The organism is Anaerovibrio lipolyticus LB2005 (assembly GCF_000621545.1).
Taxonomy (GTDB): Bacteria; Bacillota; Negativicutes; order Selenomonadales; family Selenomonadaceae; genus Anaerovibrio; species Anaerovibrio lipolyticus_A.
On sequence record NZ_JHYA01000002.1, the window covers coordinates 20,154 to 38,784 of the forward strand.

Here is an 18,631-nt window from a genome sequence, read left to right on the forward strand (position 1 = left end):
TGGTGCTGTTATTGCATCAGCCCACTTCTGTGTAAGTATAAGGTTTGAATTTTTAAAATGATTTTAGTTTCATCGTGTCTATTAGGAAATAAAGTTAAGTATAGTGGGGGCTCCAATGACGATGAGCTTCTGATGCGTTATAGCCACTATTTGACGGCTATCTGTCCCGAATCTGCAGGTAATTTGCCTATACCACGGCCACCAGCTGAGCTTCAGAATGGTGATGGACGTGATGTGCTGAAGGGAACAGCAAAGGTAGTTAATAAAGATGGGAAAGATGTGACAGCACATTTTATCCAGGGGGCTAAAAATATTCTGGATATTGTGAAAAAGCACAGAGTTCAGGTGGCTATTTTAAAGGCGAACAGCCCATCCTGTGGTAAGGATGTTATTTATGATGGCAGCTTTAGTGGTAACAAAATTGATGGAGAAGGTGTTACGGCTGCTTTATTAAAACAGAATGGAGTAAAGGTCTATTCTGAAAAGGATCTTGATGAAAATACATTACAGCGAATAATTGCAACGTACTGGGAGGCATAAAAGATGAGTAAAAAGGCAGAAATTTTTCAGGAGTATTTAACTAGTCATAACTTAACCATGTTCACCCGCCAGGATATGAACGATCAGCTGAAGACATCAGTATTTCGCTCTGCCTTCAGTGTGGAAGGACAGAACATTCCGTTTATCATTGTGGTGGATGAAAGTGCTTTTTCTGTAATGCAGGTCCAGATTGCCAGCAGTGTAGTGAATGACACAAATAAGGCCAAGGTTTATGAGGCTATTAACAACTGGAATATTACGCTGAAGCCTTTTAAATATGTTGTAGATAACGATGGCAGCCTGATTCTTACATGCTGCATGATGAATCCTGATGGTAAGATGGATGGGGATCAGGCCAATGCCATGATGAATATCATTCTGAATTATCTTACCAAGGAATATAAAAACATTCTGTCTGCCGTAAAATGATATAGTGAGAGCTGCATAGGAGAGAGCCATGAATATTGTTATCGCTATTGACTCATTAAAGGGAAGTCTAACTTCTCTGGAAGCTGGTAAGGCTATTGAGACCGGTATTAAGAAGGTGTATTCTGAGGCAGTAACAACGGTTTTGCCACTGGCTGATGGTGGTGAGGGCACAGTGGAGGCATTGACGCTTGGTATGGGTGGAAAGCTACAGAGCGTTGAAGTAACTGGCCCTCTGGGAAATAAGATAAGGGCTCAGTATGGCATTTTATCTGACGGGAAAACAGCCATTGTAGAAATGGCTGCTGCTGCAGGCATTACTTTGGTGCCTGATAGTGAGCGCAATCCTCTTTATACCACCACCTATGGCGTTGGCGAGATTTTACTGGATGCAATACACAAGGGTTGCCGTCATTTCATAATCGGTATTGGGGGCAGTGCCACCAATGACGGCGGTGTTGGCATGCTTCAGGCTCTTGGCTATGATATGCTGGATGCAGATGATAAGCCAATTCCTTTTGGAGCAGCGGGTTTAAAGACCCTTTGCCGTATTGATGACAGTAAGGTTACGCCAGAGTTGAAGGATTGTTCCTTCCGCATAGCCTGTGACGTAACTAATCCTCTTTGCGGCGAAAAGGGATGCAGTGCAATTTATGGTCCACAGAAGGGGGCCAGTCCCGAGGATATAGCTTTAATGGACAAGTGGATGGGGGATTATGCCCGTATATCCAAGGAAAAATATTCCCATGCTGATGCTAATGCTCCCGGAGCCGGGGCGGCTGGTGGAATGGGTTTTGCTTTTCTCACATATACAAATGCCACCTTGGAATCCGGTATAGAGATTGTTTTGGCAGAAACCAAGCTGGAAGATCATATAGCCAAGGCGGATTTGGTCATTACTGGTGAGGGGCGTCTTGACGGACAGACTGTAATGGGAAAGGCTCCTGTTGGTGTGGCCCGAATTGCCAAAAAATACAATAAGCCAGTGCTTGCCTTTGCAGGCTGTGTAACCCCGGAGGCCACGGCTTGCAACGAGCACGGTATAGATGCATTTTTCCCTATTTTGCGTGGAGTTGTATCTCTCTCTGAGGCCATGGAGCCTAAAAATGCAAGGCAGAATATGATTGATACAGTAGAACAGGCCATGCGGTTGCTGAAGATAAAAATAGATTAAGCATTTTCTGCTAGTCTTGACAAAAAAGCCTAAAGATTGATATACTTAGTAAAGTTTTTGCGGGCGTGGCGGAACTGGCAGACGCGCTGGACTTAGGATCCAGTGCCGCAAGGCGTGGAGGTTCGACCCCTCTCGTCCGCACCATAAAATACAATTTAAATAACTAAGACAAGTTAAAGACGATGAAGAAGAGGAGTATCTGCAAAAGCAGCCCCCAAGAGAGGAAGGGGTAGGTGAGAGCCTTCCGGGTGTGCGGCAGAGAAGGTAGCTTTGGAGTTTCCTGGCTGAAGGTATAGTAGGTCGGGACGCGGAAACGGCGTTATGTAAAGAAGCTTAAAATCTTTTGGATTTTAAGGAATTTAGGTGGTACCACGAAAGCAGGCACTTTCGTCCTTTATGGATGAAAGTGCTTTTTTGTTTTTCACCTCATTTCAAAAAATGTTGGAGGTAATGAATATGGAAGAAAATAATATCCCTAAGGTTTATGACCCAAAATCCTTTGAGAAAAAATGGTATGGTTATTGGGAAGAAAACAAGCTGTTTCACGCAGTAGTAGACGAGGAGAAGGAGCCTTACAGCATCGTTATTCCGCCTCCTAATGTAACTGGCCAGCTTCACATGGGCCATGCTTTGGATAATACTCTTCAGGATATTCTTATCCGCTGGCGCCGTATGCAGGGCTATAATACTCTTTGGATGCCGGGCTGCGACCATGCTGGTATAGCTACCCAGGCCAAGGTTGAGGGGGCTCTTCGTGAGGAAGGCACCAACCGTTATGAGCTGGGCCGTGAAAAGTTTTTGGAAAGAGTATGGCAGTGGAAGGAAAAGTTTGGCAGCCGTATTATGAGCCAGCTTCGTTCCCTTGGTTCTTCTTTGGATTGGGACAGAGAGCGTTTTACCATGGATGAGGGCTGCTCCAAGGCTGTTCGCGAGGTATTCGTAAGCCTTTATGAAAAAGGTCTTATCTATCAGGGTACCCGCATTACCAACTGGTGTCCTGATTGTAATACCGCTATTTCCGATATTGAGGTAGAGCATGAAACTGAGCAGGGCCATCTGTGGCATATTCGTTATCAGGTGGAAGGCGAGCCAGATAAATATGTAGAGGTTGCAACCACCCGTCCAGAGACAATGTTTGGCGATACTGGTGTGGCTGTTCATCCTGATGATGAGCGTTACAAGGACTTGGTTGGCAAGAATGTAATTTTGCCAGTTGTTAATCGCGTAATTCCGCTCTTTGCTGATGAATATGTTGATTCTGCCTTTGGTACTGGTGCAGTAAAGGTTACCCCTGCCCATGACCCTAACGACTATGAGATGGGTCTGCGTCACAATCTGGAGCAGGTGAAGGTTCTGTCAAACACTGGTAAGATGCTGGAAGGTGCCGGCAAGTATGAGGGCATGGACCGCTATGAGTGCCGTAAAGCTCTGGTAAAGGAGCTGGAGGAAATTGGCGCTCTGGTTTCCATTGAGGACCATGAGCATGCAGTAGGTCATTGCTCCCGTTGTCATTCCACTATTGAGCCAATGATTTCCACCCAGTGGTTTGTAAAGATGGATACTCTGGCAAAGCCAGCAGCTGATGCTGTTAGAGATGGCCGTATTAAGTTCGTTCCAGAGCGCTTCACCAAGATTTATTGCCAGTGGCTGGATAATATTCGTGACTGGTGTATTTCCCGTCAGCTGTGGTGGGGACATCGTATTCCTGCATGGTATTGCGACGACTGCGGTGAGACCACTGTATCCCGTGATGATATTTGCCAGTGTCCTAAGTGCGGCAGCAAGAATGTACGTCAGGATGAGGATGTACTGGATACCTGGTTTTCCTCTGGCTTGTGGCCATTCGAGACCATGGGCTGGCCTGAGGAGACTGCCGAGCTGAAGCATTTTTATCCTACCGCTACTCTGGTAACTGGTTATGATATTATTTTCTTCTGGGTTGCCCGTATGGTAATGATGGGTCTGGAATTTGGCAAGGATATTCCATTTAAGACTGTTTATATCCATGGCCTTGTAAGGGATAGTCAGGGCCGTAAGATGTCCAAGTCCCTTGGAAATGGTATTGATCCACTGGAAATGATTGAGGAATATGGTGCTGACTCTCTGCGCTTTATGCTGATTACCGGCAATACTCCTGGTAATGATATGCGCTTTTATAACGAGCGTGTTGAATCTGCCCGTAATTTTGCCAACAAGCTGTGGAATGCCTCCCGTTTCATGCTGATGAATCTGGAAGGCTTTGACAAGAGCTTTGTACCGGCTGCGGAAGATTACACCATGGCAGATAAGTGGATTCTGTCACGCTTCGCCAAGACAGCCCAGGGCGTTACCGAAAATCTGGAGAAGTACGAGCTGGGTGAGGCTGGCCGTCTGATTTATGAGTTTATCTGGAGTGAGTTCTGCGACTGGTACATTGAGCTCTCCAAGGCACGTCTTTATGACAAGGAAAACGTTAAGCCTCGTCAGACTGCCCAGTATGTATTGGGCTATGTATTGGAGCGTACTCTGCGTCTGTTGCACCCATTTATGCCATTTATTACCGAGGAAATTTGGCAGCATATTCCACATGAGGGCAAGAGCATTATGGTATCCCAGTGGCCTGCTGAGGACAAGACTATTGCTGATCTCATTGACGAGGCCAGTGAAAGCAGCATGACCACCATTATGGAGACTATAAAGACCATTCGTGCTCTCCGCCTGGAGGTAAATGCGGCTCCAAGCAAGAAGAGTGAGGTTGTACTTAACTTTACTGATGAATCCTTGCGTCAGGTGTTTGCTGATAACGAGGGCTATCTTACTGTTTTGGCTTCTGCTGAGCCTGTTACTCACATGGCGGCTGGAGCTGAAAAGCCGGAAAATGCCATGGCTGGTGTTGTAAACGGTGTGGAAATTTTCCTGCCATTGAAGGATCTGATTGATGTGGAGAAGGAAACTGCCCGTCTCAATGGTGAAATGGCCAAGCTGGAGAAAGAAATTTCTCGTCTGGACAAGAAGCTGTCCAATCAGGGCTTCCTTGCAAAGGCTCCTGCTGATGTAGTTGCTGGTGAGAAGGAAAAATTGGCTGGTTATCAGGAAAAGATGGATGCTGTGAAGGCACGTCTTGAGGATTTGGCTAAGCTGTAACCGGTCCCTTTTTGGTTAGTAGTGCTGTTAGGGGGATATTATGAATTATTCAGAATCACTACAATATTTAGAGGAGCTTAATGTCTTTGGCATGAACTTGGGCCTTGGGCGCATAAAAAAGCTTCTTGAATTGATGGGAAATCCCCAAAATAAATATAAGACCGTTCATATAACCGGCACTAATGGTAAGGGCTCTGTTACCTGTATGCTTGCGGAAATCCTTAAAAAATCAGGCATCAGCGTGGGAATGTACACATCTCCTCATTTGGATTCTTACACCGAGCGGGTTGTTATCAACGGTAATGAAATAAGCCGGGAAAAAATGGCGGCGGCTATTACTGTGGTTAGTGACCTCTGTGACTTTATGGTGGGAGAGGGGGACGAGCACCCTACCCAGTTTGAGGTACTGACAGCAGCGGCATTTTACATTTTTATGAAGGAAAATGTGGAATACGCTGTTATTGAAGTTGGTCTGGGTGGTCTGCTGGATTCCACAAATGTAATTACTCCTGAGGTTTCTGTCATTACCAACGTATCCTTTGAGCACGCAGATAAATGTGGTGGTACTTTGGAGGGCATAGCAAAGCACAAGGCGGGTATTATAAAGCCTGGAGTGCCTGTAATAACTGGCGCAGACGGTATGGCATTGGAAATCATTCAAAGGGTGGCTGCGGATAATAAGGCAGATATATATATTGCTGGTAAGGATTTTGAAGCCAGACCTATTAAACCATTGGGGCAGCTTAGCATCCCACCTAATTTAGGTAATACCAGCGTGGGCAATATGAGTCCTTCCATGATTGATTTACAGATAGAGGCTCTGTCAACATTGCCTTATGGCCGATGTGAATCGGAGGGAAATACCGTAAAGACTCAGCTGGTGGAATTTGTTTCCCATAATGATCAGATGGCTTCACTTGACTATAAACTGGCATTGATGGGACTGCATCAGGTGGGCAATAGCAGTCTGGCGTCTGCGGCAGCTATGTTGCTGGCTGTAAATGATTTGCGTATTACACAACGGGCGTTGAGAAAAGCTATGACTGGTGTTCAATGGCCAGGCCGTTTTGAGGTTATGTCCCGTAATGGCTATGAGCTGATTATCGATGGTGCCCATAATCCTGCAGGCATCAGAACCCTTCGGGACAACTTGGATTATTATTATTCTGACAAAAAGCGGATTTTTGTACTTGGAATACTCAGAGATAAAGATTTTGAAGGTATGCTGGAGCTACTTCTGCGTCCTGAGGACAGAGTTATCTTTACAACGCCTTCATCAGAAAGGGCAGCAGACCCTGTAGAGCTTTTGGAATGCGCAAAGGTCGAGGACAAAGAGGCTATTGGCGATCCCCAAAAGGCATTGGAGCGCGGTATGGAGCTGGCTGAAAATGCCACAAAGGAAAGTGAAGGTGCGGAAGCAGACATGATTCTGATATGTGCCGGTTCACTGTATCTTATTGGTTATTTGCGTACTCTTTTAAAGTAGACAGTGTTGTGCAGATATTTATACAATGTTAGTAAGTGTAGAGAAATGGGACCATTGTTTTTGGTTCCATTTTTTTTCTTTTTTTTGTATAACGAGATAAAAACTGAACTCGTTGCGACGCGAAGCTAGTCCTGAAAGGGAAACGCTATATGGAATATTTTCCCATATAAATATGGGAAAATTTGAACAACTGCGTTATAATTATATGAATGTGATTATAGATTTTTTGAGGTGAGAGTAGTTGAGTGGGTTAAAGAGATTGGCATCATCTCGGGCCGTTAAGGATACAATTTATTTATCAATTTTGATGGAGGCTTTTTTCATCGGATTATCACAAACGGTTGCTATAGTATTCATGGGAATTGGCATAGCATTATTTTTGCTTCGCTGGTGGAAGGATCCGGATTTCCATGTAAAGCGTACCACCTTTCATTGGCCCATTATTGTTTACTTGTTGTGCAGTGCAGCATCAATATTAGTATCACCTGATAAGATGTATACGCTGACGATATGGTTTGTGCTGGTAATAATTTATTTATTGACTTATGTGCTGGTGACCCAAAACATGGAAACCCCTCGGCAGGTAAGATTGCTGGCTTATTCTTTGGGGGCGTCAGCAGCCATTATTGTGGCCTACGGCTTTTTCCAGTTTATTTTTGGTATTGATACCTCGGAAATGAAATGGGTCGATGGTGAAGCCTTTCCGGAGCTTAGCAAGCGTGTCTTTTCAACTCTTGAGAATCCCAATATATTGGCCGCATATCTGGATATAGTGGTTTGCGTTCTCCTGGGGCTTTTTGGTACGCTGACTGAGAAGCGTATCCGTATTGCACTAGGGGTAGCTATGGTTTGTACCCTGGGATGTATTGCCATGACCTATGCTCGTGGCGCCTGTCTTACCATCGCAGTTATCATGGCTGGTTATGGTGTATTGAAGGACAAGCGTATTTTGGCGGCAGTGGCAGTGCTGGTGGCAGGATTTCTGTTGTTGAATCCGGTGCTGTTTGAACGCATGAGCACTATGTTTACAGTTGTGGACACATCATCCGAGATGCGTATTGCTATGTGGGAAAGCACCATACAGATGATTTTGGATCATCCCCTTTTTGGTATTGGTGGTGGCGCCTATTCGCTGGTTTATCCTATTTATGATACCTACATTGTAGATGGCAGTGTGACTTTGGTTCATGCCCATAATATTTATCTGAACTATCTTGCTGAAATTGGTATTGTGGGTGGATGCGCTTTTTTGGTATTCTTTTTGGGATATACTATTACTGCCCTGCATCCTCAAAAGACTATGCCTGATGAATTCTCCAAGGGCCTGATGCTTGGTTTGGGTCTGGGGTTGGTGTCTGTAGCCCTTAATGGCCTTACAGATGATGTATTGTATAATGTCCCTTCATCCATGTTCCTGTGGATGATTTGCGGGCTAGTGTATGTAATGAAGGAGAAGATATAATTAATGACAATTATGACATTGGATTTTTGGACAGCTTTGTTTTCTATCGTAATACTTGATCTGGTTTTAGCTGGGGATAATGCGGTGGTAATTGCAATGGCAGCCCATCGTCTCCCGGATGAGCTAAAAAAGAAAGCAGTTTTGGTAGGTACTGCGGGAGCAGTGATCATAAGAATTATTATGACACTGCTGGCGGTTTATCTTTTGTCTATCCCATATCTACAGGCTTTGGGTGGTCTGCTGTTATTGCCGATTGCCATTAAGCTGTTGGCTCCAGCCAAGGAGGGCCATGTAGAGGAGGCAGATAATTTCGCCGGGGCTGTGAAAACTATTATCGTGGCTGATGCGGCCATGGGTATTGATAATGTCCTGGCGGTAGCAGGTGCCGCCCATGGCAGCTTTTTGTTGGTAGTAATTGGTCTTGTTATCAGTGTGCCTATCGTTGTGGGCAGCAGCCAGATTATTGGCAAGCTGTTGGATAACTGGCCAGTGCTGATTTATCTTGGTGCCGGTATTTTAGGTTGGACAGGTGGCAGCATGCTGGTTCACGATGCCAGCATTGGTCCTGTAATCGAGGGTGCCTTGGGTTCCATGGCTTCCATAATTATTCCTGCTGTACTGGCCGTGGGTGTGTGTGTTATTGGTTACAGCAAAAAGAAGCAGGTTCAGCCAGAGTAAATTTTGTGTTGTGTGTGTAGGAGTGTTTTATGAGCTTAATGGGTTTAAGTTCTGCTGAAATTGAAGAACGTCGGGCCAGATATGGCAGCAATTCTCTGACTCAGCTTGAAAGGGATTCTCTGTTTAAAAAGATTTTTCAGGGGTTTAAGGACCCCATGATAATGATTCTGTTAGTCGCTCTGATTATTCAGGGCGTACTTTATTTTATGGGCCAGGCGGAGTGGTTTGAGCCCGTTGGAATAATGGTGGCTATTCTTATCGCCAATGGCGTTGCTTCTGTCAGCGAATATAATCAGGAAGGTAAAGCTGTGACCCTGCGAAATGACGAAGCTGCCAAGGATATAACCAAGGTTCTTCGTGACGGCGAATTGTCGGAGATTCCTGTCAGTGACGTGGTGTCTGGGGATATTGTATTTTTACAGGCCGGGGACCGACTTCCTACAGACGGATTGTTGGTTGAGGGCTCTGTGCATATTGACCAGTCTGTATTGAATGGTGAGACTGAGGAAATATTAAAATGTCCAGTGGATAATGAGGCCAGTGATGGCTATGATGCGGAGGATTTGCTTAATCCACATTATGCTTATCGTGGTACGGTGGTGTGCAGTGGTGAGGCATATCTGGAAACCAGTGTAGTGGGGGATAAAACACTGTTTGGTCAGTTGGCTTTGGAAGCGCAGTCTACGGCCCGCAGGACACCACTACAGGTGAAGCTGGATAAGCTGGCCCATCATATTTCTGCCTTTGGCTATATAGGTGCAATTGCTATTGTGCTGGGCATTCTCATAAAGACCTTTGTTACTGGGGAGGCTCCTGACAATTTATGGGGCTGGGTGCGCCTGATTATTGATGCGGTCACTGTAGCTGTAACTGTTATTGTGTGTGCTGTTCCTGAGGGCTTGCCAATGCTTACCTCCATGCTCCTTTCCGTTCAGAGTCTGAAAATGGAGAAGGACAATGTTTTGGTCAAGAAAATAAATGGTATTGAAACCTCGGGCAGCTTGAGTATCTTGTTTAGCGACAAAACAGGTACTATTACCGAGGGAAAGCTGTCAGTGGTAGATATAGCACTGGGAGATTTAGTACATTTAAAGCATATTGGTAATCTTGAGCTGAAAAGCAATGAGGGAACAGAGGCTTCAGGGGAATATATCAACAAGTTTATAAAAGCCGCTGGACTTAACAATAGTGCCCACCCGGGAGCAGATTCTGTAATCGGCGGTAACAGTACGGACCGTTCCATAATCAAGGCATTGATGGATGCTGGTCTGACCGACGCCATTAATCGTGATGAGGCCCTTGGCTTTAAATATTTTAATTCCAGGGACAAGTATTCTGCAGTGGCAGTAAATGAAGATGATAAATGCATTTGTTATCTTAAAGGAGCCCCGGAGGTATTGTTGGAAAAATGTCATCAGTATCTGGGAGCAGATGGTTCCCTGCATCCGTTAAATTCTATCAATGAAATTCAAAAATATATTGATAATCAGGCTGGTCGCTCTATGCGATTGTTGGCGGTGGCTTATGGTGCGGGACATGTCAATGAAAATGGTGAGGCTGAGACTGAAGGCAGTCTGACACTGATTGGTATTATCAGTATTCGTGACAACCTTCGCCCCGAGGCTATGGGGGCTATTCGCGAGGTTCAGAATGCCGGAGTACAGGTGGTTATGATTACTGGTGATAAGCGGGAGACTGCTGTGGCCATAGCCAAGGAATCCGGCCTTATTCACTCTGATGATGATGTGGTGCTGACCTCTGGTGAAATGAAGAAAATGTCAGATGATGAGCTGAAGAAAATATTACCTCAGCTTCGGGTGGTGGCGAGAGCCTTGCCTACTGACAAGAGTCGTTTGGTAAATATTGCTCAGGAGCTAGACATGGTGGTGGGCATGACTGGCGACGGTGTAAATGATGCCCCTGCACTAAAAAAGGCAGAGGTTGGCTTTGCCATGGGAAGTGGAACAGAGGTAGCCAAGGAGGCGGGAGATATTACCATTCTTGATGATAACTTCCGTTCTGTAGTTAAGGCAATTCTATATGGCCGTTCAATATTTAAGAGCATCAGAAAATTTCTTATCTTCCAGCTGACGGTTAATGTGGCGGCTGTACTGGTGTGCTTTTTGGGACCAATGCTGGGAGAAAACATCGTGCTTACAGTGATACAGTTATTGCTGATTAACTTGGCTATGGATACCTTGGCGGCTATTGCCTATGGAAGTGAGCCAGCTTTGCAGGAGTATATGCTGGAAAAGCCGGTGGCCCGTCAGGAGAATATTGTTACTAAAAAAATGCTTACTCAGGTCATTATTAATGCTTTGGTTATTACGGTAATTTGTCTGAGCATTTTGTTCTTTGAACCGGTAAGGGCACTTTTTGGAGATGTTACAGTAACATATTTGAAGTCGGCGCTTTTTGCCACCTTTATGATGGCCATTACTTTTAATGGCTTTAACGCCCGTACGGATCATATTAATGTATTTGAGCATCTGGGCCGTAATAATACCTTTTTGTTGGTGAGCTTTGCTATTTTTGCCATGCAATGGGTATTTGTGGAATTCGGCGGCGAGGTTTTAAGCGTTGAGCCCCTTTCCTTAAAGACATGGCTTATATGTGCCTTCATGGCAATATTGGTCATACCAGTAGACGTTATAAGAAGAATAATAACGAGGTGAAGAAGGTCCATTCCACCTCGTTGCGACGCGAAGCTAGTCCTGAAAGGGAAACGCTAATTGGAAGTTTTTCTTCTAGGGAAGAAAAACATGAACAATGGCGTTATTATGAGATAGTAGGTATGCCTATGGTGATATATTAGTGTCACCATAGGCATATTTTGTAATAATTGTCATACAAATATGCCCTTTGTGCATTGACAATTAATATATAACGATTTAGAATGAGATTAAATTGAATAGAGTGAGGACAGGTGTCTGTCTATCAGACTTAATAGAGAATCCGGTATAAGCCGGAGCGGTCCCGCCACTGTAATGGGGAGCGAGGTACAATTATGTCACTGGGTTACGGGTAATGTAATCTGGGAAGGCGTACCAAGCATTGATCCAGAGCCAGGAGAACTGCCTGTTTTATCATTTCCGTTAGCGATATTCAAAGGGCTGCCAGCAACCCTTTGATAAAGAATGCTTGTACCTGCGAGCGATGGGTAGGGGATGGAACTATGATGGATGGAATATCTGGTCTCAATCTCCGACTTATTTATTTAAGTCGGTTTTTTATTTTATGGGACACTGTTCACACCATCATCTCCATCTGCACACTCTAGGCAGATGGTTTTTTTATGACTTTGTGTGAAGGAGGTAAATTCAATGAATGAGGAGAAAAGCGGTCAGGCCCAAGAAGAGCTGGATCTTCAGGCCATTCTGAAAAAGGCTGAGCAGGTTACTGATTTTCCTGACGTGCCTTTGGACGAATTTACACCGCCTACTTATGATGAGTGGAAGGAAGCATGCATTGCCCTGTTGAAGGGTGCTCCATTCGAAAAGAAAATGTATACAAAAACCTATGAGGGTATTACATTTTCTCCAATGTATTTCAGGAAGGATACTGACCCTATCCTGCCAAAGAAATCCTTCCCTGGCATGGATGATTTTATGAGGGGTGCAAAGCCAAACGGCTACATAGAATCTCCATGGGGTATCGCTCAGGCCTGTGATGAAACCATGCCTAAGGAGAACAATGAGCTTCTGAAGCATGAAATTGACAGGGGGTCAACAATTTATAATATAACTCTCGATAAGGCTACTATTTCCTGTGTGGATGCCAGAGAAACAGATAAGCCAGGTGATGAGGGCTGTAGTGTAACCACACTGCAGGATGTGCATGATTTGTTGGATGGATTGAAGCTGGAAAAATATCCTATCTACATTTATGCAGGAGCATCTGCTGTGCCTATGCTGTCCATGGTGGCAGCTGATTTAAAGTCTAGTGGGCAGTCAACCAATATCCTTAAGGGAATTATTGGTGCCAATCCAGTGGGAGAACTGGTGGCAACCGGTAAAAACAAACAGTCTTTGGCAAAGCTCTATGACGAGGCCTATGAAGCTGCCAAGTGGGCTATCAAAAATGCCCCTGGTGTAAAGACTTGCTTTGTAAAAAGTGATGTGTTCAGCAATGGTGGTGCCAATGATATTCAGGAGGTTGCCTACAGTCTGGCTGTAGCCACTGATTATATCAGGGCAATGCTGGAGCGGGGACTTACTGTGGACGAGGCTGCGGGACAGGTGGCCTTTGAGTTTTCCATGGGCGCCAACTTCTTTATGCAGATTGCCAAGCTGAGAGCAGTACGTCCAATATGGTCCCAGATTGTGGAGGCCTTTGGAGGCAGTGCTGAAGTTCAGAAGATGTACGTTCATGCCCGTCCGGCCCGTTTCTTCAAGACTGTATACGATCCTTATGTAAATATGCTGCGTAATACCTCGGAGATTTTCTCAGGGGTTGTGGGGGGATTGGATTCCTTTGAAAATCCTCCATTTGATGAGGTTATCCGCAAGGGGGATGAATTCTCCCGCCGTATTGCCAGAAATGTTCAGATTATGCTTCAGGAGGAGTTTGGTTTACTTCAGCCAATCGATCCTGCTGGCGGCTCCTGGGCTGTTGAGACCCTTACCAAGCAGGTAAAGGAAAAGATTTGGGACGAGTTCAAAGTAATTGAAACCAAGGGCGGTATTGTTGAGGCTCTGAAGGAGGGTTACCCTCAGGAGCAGATTGGTCTTATTTTGGCCGAGCGCTTCAAGAAGCTGGAGCTTCGTCGAGACCGTATTGTTGGTTCCAATATGTATCCTAATATGACAGAGGTTCGCCTTGACCCTAGACCAGAGGATTTTGGGGAGAATAAGAAGCTGCGTTCAGAGGAAATATCATCATATCTTGATGATATCGACACTAAATTCTGTGATGAGGCACTGGCCAAGATTAAGGATGAAAAGGGCTCTATGGAATCTGTTATCGCGGCAGCCAAGGCTGGTGCAACCATTGAGCAGCTGAGAAGTGCCATGACTTGTCCAAAATGCGCCGAAAACGCTGAGGAAGTTGAAAAAATAGAAAGACATCGCTGGAGTGAGCGTTATGAGGCTCTTCGCATGGTGACAGAGGCCTACAAGGAAAAGAATGACGATAATGTTAAGATTTTCCTGGCTAATATGGGCCCTATCCCACAGCACAAGGCAAGAGCAGACTTTACCACTGGCTTCTTGCAGGTTGGTGCCTTTGAGGTTCTGGGCAATAACGGCTTCCCTACAGAGGAAGAGGCCGCAGCTGCTGCCAAGGAATCCGGAGCTGATGCAGTGGTTATCTGCTCCACAGATGCAACCTATCCTGATATTGTGCCTAAGCTGGCTCCTATGCTCCATGAGGCGTTGCCAAATGCCACTGTATTCCTGGCAGGCGAGGCCCCTAAGGACCTTAAGGAAACTTATGATAATGCCGGAATTGACAAGTATATTTCTGTCAAGGCAAATTGTTATGAAATCCTGCAGGCACTGCAGAAGAAGAAAGGGATGATTGAGTGATGGCTTCTTTTAACAATCCTGATTTTACCAGCATGAATCTGAAAGAAGCTCCAGAGAGAAGCCCTGAAGAATGGCGTAAGCTGTTTGAGGACGCTGCCGGTGCCAATTTCGACAAGCTGACTGGCAAAACGATGGAGCATATTCCTATAAAACCGCTGTATAACTATGATGAATATGAGCACATGAATCATCTGGATTTTGCCTCCGGCATTCCACCATGCCTTCGTGGCCCATATTCCACCATGTATGTATTCCGCCCTTGGACAGTTCGTCAGTATGCAGGCTTCTCCACTGCTGAGGAATCAAACGCCTTCTACAGAAGAAATCTGGCTGCTGGTCAGAAGGGTCTGTCCATAGCCTTTGACCTTCCAACCCATCGTGGTTATGACTCCGATAACCCACGAGTTTTGGGTGATGTTGGTAAGGCCGGCGTTGCTATTGACTCTATTTTGGATATGCGTATTCTGTTCAGTGGTATTCCACTTGATCAGATGTCCGTATCCATGACCATGAATGGTGCGGTATTGCCAATTTTGGCCTTCTACATTCTCTCCGGTGAGGAGCAGGGCGTAGATAAGAGCGTAATGGCTGGTACCATCCAGAATGATATTCTTAAGGAGTTTATGGTACGTAATACATATATTTACCCACCAGAAATGTCCATGCGTATCATTGGTGATATTTTTGAATATACCACCAAGTACATGCCTAAGTTTAACAGTATTTCCATTTCCGGCTATCACATGCAGGAGGCTGGTGCTACTGCTGATATTGAGCTGGGTTATACCCTTGCTGATGGTCTTGAATATATCCGTACTGGTGTGGCCGCTGGCCTTCCAGTAGATGCCTTTGCTAAACGGCTCTCCTTCTTCTGGGCTATTGGTAAGAATTACTTTATGGAGGTTGCCAAGATGCGTGCGGCTCGTGTGCTCTGGGCAAAGATTGTTAAGTCCTTCGGTGCTACCAATGACAAGTCCATGGCTCTCAGAACCCACAGCCAGACCTCCGGCTGGTCACTTACTGCCCAGGATCCATTTAACAATGTATCCCGTACATTGATGGAGGCCATGGGTGCAGCCCTTGGTCATACTCAGTCACTCCATACCAATGCGCTGGATGAGGCCATTGCTTTGCCAACTGACTTCTCCGCCCGCATTGCCCGTAATACACAGCTTTACATTCAGGATGAGACCAGCGTATGTAAGATCATTGACCCATGGGGCGGCTCTTACTATGTGGAGGCTCTCACTAATGAAATTATCCGTCGCGCATGGGCTCATATCCAGGAGGTTGAGGCTCTGGGTGGTATGGCTAAGGCTATTAACAGCGGTCTTCCTAAGATGCGTATTGAGGAGGCTGCTGCCCGCCGTCAGGCCCAGATTGACTCTGGTAATGAATCCATTGTTGGTCTGAATCGTTTCCGTCTGGAAAAGGAAGATCCACTGGAGATTTTGGCCATTGATAATACCGCTGTACGTCAGGCCCAGATCGAGCGTTTGGAAAAGCTCCGTGCTGAACGTAATGATGACGATGTTCGCCGTTGCCTTGAGGGTATTACAAAGGCTGCAGAGTCCCGTGACAATGGTAACCTCCTTGAAGCTGCTGTTGATGCTGCTCGTGCCCATGCTTCATTGGGTGAAATTTCCGATGCCGTTGAGAAGGTATCTGGCCGCTTCCAGGCTGTTATCCATACCATTTCCGGTGTTTATTCTTCTGAGTTTACCGATAAGAGTGCTTTGGAGAAGGCCCGTGAAATGGCTGATGAATTTGAAAATCTTACTGGTCGCCGTCCAAGAATTTTCGTGGCCAAGATGGGCCAGGATGGTCATGACAGAGGCCAGAAGGTTATAGCTTCTTCCTTCGCCGATATGGGCTGGGATGTTGATGTAGGTCCTCTTTTCCAAACCCCGGAGGAAACTGCACAGGATGCCGTCGATAATGATGTTCACATGGTTGGGTTCAGCTCTTTGGCCGCTGGTCATAATACTCTCCTTCCACAGCTGGTTCAGGAGCTGGAAAAGCTGGGCCGTGATGATATCATGGTTTGCATCGGCGGCGTTATCCCAGTACAGGATTATGACTTCTTGTACGAAAGCGGAGCAGTGGCCATATTTGCACCAGGAACCAATATTCCTGAGGCGGGCATAAAGCTGTTGACCCTTTTGATAGAAAGAGCCAAGGAAGATTTAGCAGAGGAGTAATGGTGACGAGTTATGGCAAAATACACCACTTCAAAACCAAGCTGGGTTCCTGATGAGCCCAATGAAAAGTTCGCCTGCAGTGTTATGGGCGGCATAGAGGGGATAAAGGACACCACCGTTGGCAATATCAACCCTAATTTATTAAGTGGTAAGACAAAACCAAAACGGCGGCTGGTCTTAAGTGAGGATGATTATGTCAATGGGGTTCTTAAAGGGGACCGTATGACATTATCCCGGGCTATAACTCTCATTGAAAGTAATAATTCCAAGCATTTTGCCAAGGCACAGCGGGTTTTACAAAGGCTTTTACCACATACAGGAAAGGCACTTAGAATAGGTATTACAGGTGTGCCGGGAGCTGGCAAGAGTACCATTATCGAGGCCTTCGGTAATATGCTCTGTGATGCTGGCCATAGAGTGGCTGTCTTGTCCGTTGACCCAACCAGCTCTGTTACCAAGGGCTCAATATTGGGCGACAAAACAAGAATGGGCACACTTTCCCGTCGTCAGGAGGCCTTTATTAGGCCTTCTCCTGCGGGGGGGACATTGGGGGGCGTCGCCAGAAAAAGTCGTGAGACTATGCTGATGTGCGAGGCTGCAGGCTATGATATTATTCTTATCGAAACTGTTGGCGTAGGCCAATCCGAAACCACAGTACGCTCCATGGTGGATTTTTTCATGCTGGTGGTGCTGACAGGTGCTGGTGACGACCTTCAGGGGATCAAGAAGGGTATCATGGAGTTGGCAGATGCTATAGTTATTAATAAGGCAGATGGAGATAATCTCTTGAAGGCCAAGGTGGCCAGAGCCGAATATGAGCGGATGATTGAATACATCCGTCCTGCAACAGAGGGCTGGCCAACCCATGCCTATATGTGTTCAGCCTATACAAAGTATGGAATTCCAGAGCTTTGGAAGGTGATACAGGCCTTTAAAGAAATGACAACTGAAAGCGGTGTGTTCAATAAGCGCCGCAATCGTCAGCTTTTGGAATGGATGTACAGCATGATTGATGAACACCTTCATAGTCTGTTCTTTGATGATCCAGTTATAACGGGCAGAATGCCGGAGGTCAAGGATGCTGTACTCAACGGAATAATTTCACCAACCCAGGCGGTGAAGGAACTGGTTAATATGTTTGATGTGGACATGGCAGCCCGCCGTCAAGTGGATATATTCCATCCGGAAGCCGAGGTGAAGTCATAAATGTATACCAAGAAAATTTATTTCTCCGGTGGCAGCTTTCATGATTTACAGGCAGTTTTTAAAGAATTGACTGGTGTTATCAATGTGAGATGCGGTTATATTAATCCAGCATCAACTCCTGTGGATTATGAATCTGTGACAGCTGGGCGCGTAGATGCTTTGATGGGCATTTGCGTGGAATATAATCCGAAAAAGACAGACGTTTCTTATTTGTTGGACATTCTTTTTTCTGTTGCTGATCCCTACAGTGAAAATCGTCAAGGTGACTTAATTGGTCCGATGTTTATGTGTGGAGTATACTACAACACTCCTGAAGATTTACCCCAAATACAGCTTCATCTGAACTTCATGGCCAATAGAACCAACCCACCGGCAGTAGCCGAAAGTAATCTGACGATTAACGACCCTGTAAGCGATCAGAAGCAACGGAGGAAATTGTTTGTTAAATCCGAAGAAATAAAGACGTTTGTAGAGGCGGAGGAGACACATCAGGACTATTTTGAGAAGAATCCGGATGCTCCAAGGCAAATTGATATCCAAAAGTTTAAGGAGTATATTAATTCTTGAATAATAGCTGAATATACTTCTGCTTTTGACAGAAAATTTCATCAATAAGAAGGGGATAGCGTAAGCTATCCCTTTTATTTGTATGACAATTTCTGCAACTTTTCTTGACTGAAAGCATCTGGAGTGGTAGACTTTGAGTGATGTATAATGTATATATGCGAGAACGTATAACTATGGTTTGAGCGTATTATAACCTTAAGTTATAATCACCAGTCACAGGGGAAAAAGATAATACGTCTCGCA

General features: G+C 45.4%; 12 protein-coding genes, 1 tRNA gene, 1 riboswitch and 1 other annotated feature. All 13 genes read left to right on the forward strand.

Going from position 1 to position 18,631, the window contains the following annotated elements:
- Positions 1-57 precede the first annotated feature (57 nt).
- The 13 genes from T355_RS0101870 to T355_RS0101930 all read left to right on the forward strand — a co-directional run bounded on the left by T355_RS0101870 (position 58) and on the right by T355_RS0101930 (position 18,388).
- Complete coding sequence (locus T355_RS0101870) at positions 58-540, forward strand: DUF523 domain-containing protein (RefSeq protein ID WP_027396259.1); 483 nt, start codon at positions 58-60, stop codon at positions 538-540.
- A gap of 3 nt (positions 541-543) precedes the next feature.
- Complete coding sequence (locus T355_RS0101875) at positions 544-969, forward strand: YbjN domain-containing protein (protein ID WP_027396260.1); 426 nt, start codon at positions 544-546, stop codon at positions 967-969.
- 28 nt (positions 970-997) lie between these two features.
- The gene (locus T355_RS0101880) at positions 998-2,140 is read left to right on the forward strand and encodes a glycerate kinase (RefSeq protein WP_027396261.1); all 1,143 of its coding nucleotides are present in this window, start codon (positions 998-1,000) and stop codon (positions 2,138-2,140) included.
- 59 nt (positions 2,141-2,199) lie between these two features.
- Positions 2,200-2,284, forward strand: a tRNA-Leu gene (locus T355_RS0101885).
- Between the two features lie 29 nt (positions 2,285-2,313).
- Positions 2,314-2,538 (forward strand) — a binding site (T-box leader).
- Between the two features lie 58 nt (positions 2,539-2,596).
- Positions 2,597-5,263: a valine--tRNA ligase gene (locus T355_RS0101890; protein WP_027396262.1), complete on the forward strand. Its 2,667-nt coding sequence runs from the start codon at positions 2,597-2,599 to the stop codon at positions 5,261-5,263.
- 40 nt (positions 5,264-5,303) lie between these two features.
- Positions 5,304-6,749, forward strand: a complete 1,446-nt coding sequence (locus T355_RS0101895; RefSeq protein ID WP_027396263.1) for a bifunctional folylpolyglutamate synthase/dihydrofolate synthase — start codon at positions 5,304-5,306, stop codon at positions 6,747-6,749.
- Positions 6,750-6,990: 241 nt separating this feature from the next.
- The gene (locus T355_RS13220) at positions 6,991-8,211 is read left to right on the forward strand and encodes an O-antigen ligase family protein (RefSeq protein WP_051555315.1); all 1,221 of its coding nucleotides are present in this window, start codon (positions 6,991-6,993) and stop codon (positions 8,209-8,211) included.
- A gap of 3 nt (positions 8,212-8,214) precedes the next feature.
- Complete coding sequence (locus T355_RS0101905; protein ID WP_027396264.1) at positions 8,215-8,889, forward strand: TerC family protein; 675 nt, start codon at positions 8,215-8,217, stop codon at positions 8,887-8,889.
- A 29-nt stretch (positions 8,890-8,918) separates the two neighbouring features.
- Complete coding sequence (locus T355_RS0101910; RefSeq protein ID WP_027396265.1) at positions 8,919-11,564, forward strand: calcium-translocating P-type ATPase, PMCA-type; 2,646 nt, start codon at positions 8,919-8,921, stop codon at positions 11,562-11,564.
- Positions 11,565-11,796: 232 nt separating this feature from the next.
- Positions 11,797-11,986, forward strand: a riboswitch (cobalamin riboswitch).
- Positions 11,987-12,212: 226 nt separating this feature from the next.
- Positions 12,213-14,414 (forward strand): methylmalonyl-CoA mutase family protein, encoded by a 2,202-nt coding sequence (locus tag T355_RS0101915; RefSeq protein ID WP_027396266.1) that lies wholly within the window; start codon positions 12,213-12,215, stop codon positions 14,412-14,414.
- A complete protein-coding gene (gene scpA, locus T355_RS0101920; RefSeq protein WP_027396267.1) occupies positions 14,414-16,615 on the forward strand; it encodes a methylmalonyl-CoA mutase in 2,202 nt (733 codons plus the stop codon). Before T355_RS0101915 ends, scpA begins: the two co-directional genes overlap by 1 nt.
- A 12-nt stretch (positions 16,616-16,627) precedes the next feature.
- Positions 16,628-17,821 carry a methylmalonyl Co-A mutase-associated GTPase MeaB gene (gene meaB / locus T355_RS0101925; RefSeq protein ID WP_027396268.1) on the forward strand — a complete coding sequence of 398 codons (1,194 nt, stop codon included), beginning with the start codon at positions 16,628-16,630 and terminating at the stop codon, positions 17,819-17,821.
- On the forward strand, positions 17,822-18,388 hold the full coding sequence (locus T355_RS0101930; RefSeq protein ID WP_027396269.1) for a peptide-methionine (S)-S-oxide reductase: 567 nt from the start codon (positions 17,822-17,824) through the stop codon (positions 18,386-18,388). It abuts the gene before it with no gap.
- Positions 18,389-18,631: the final 243 nt, after the last annotated feature.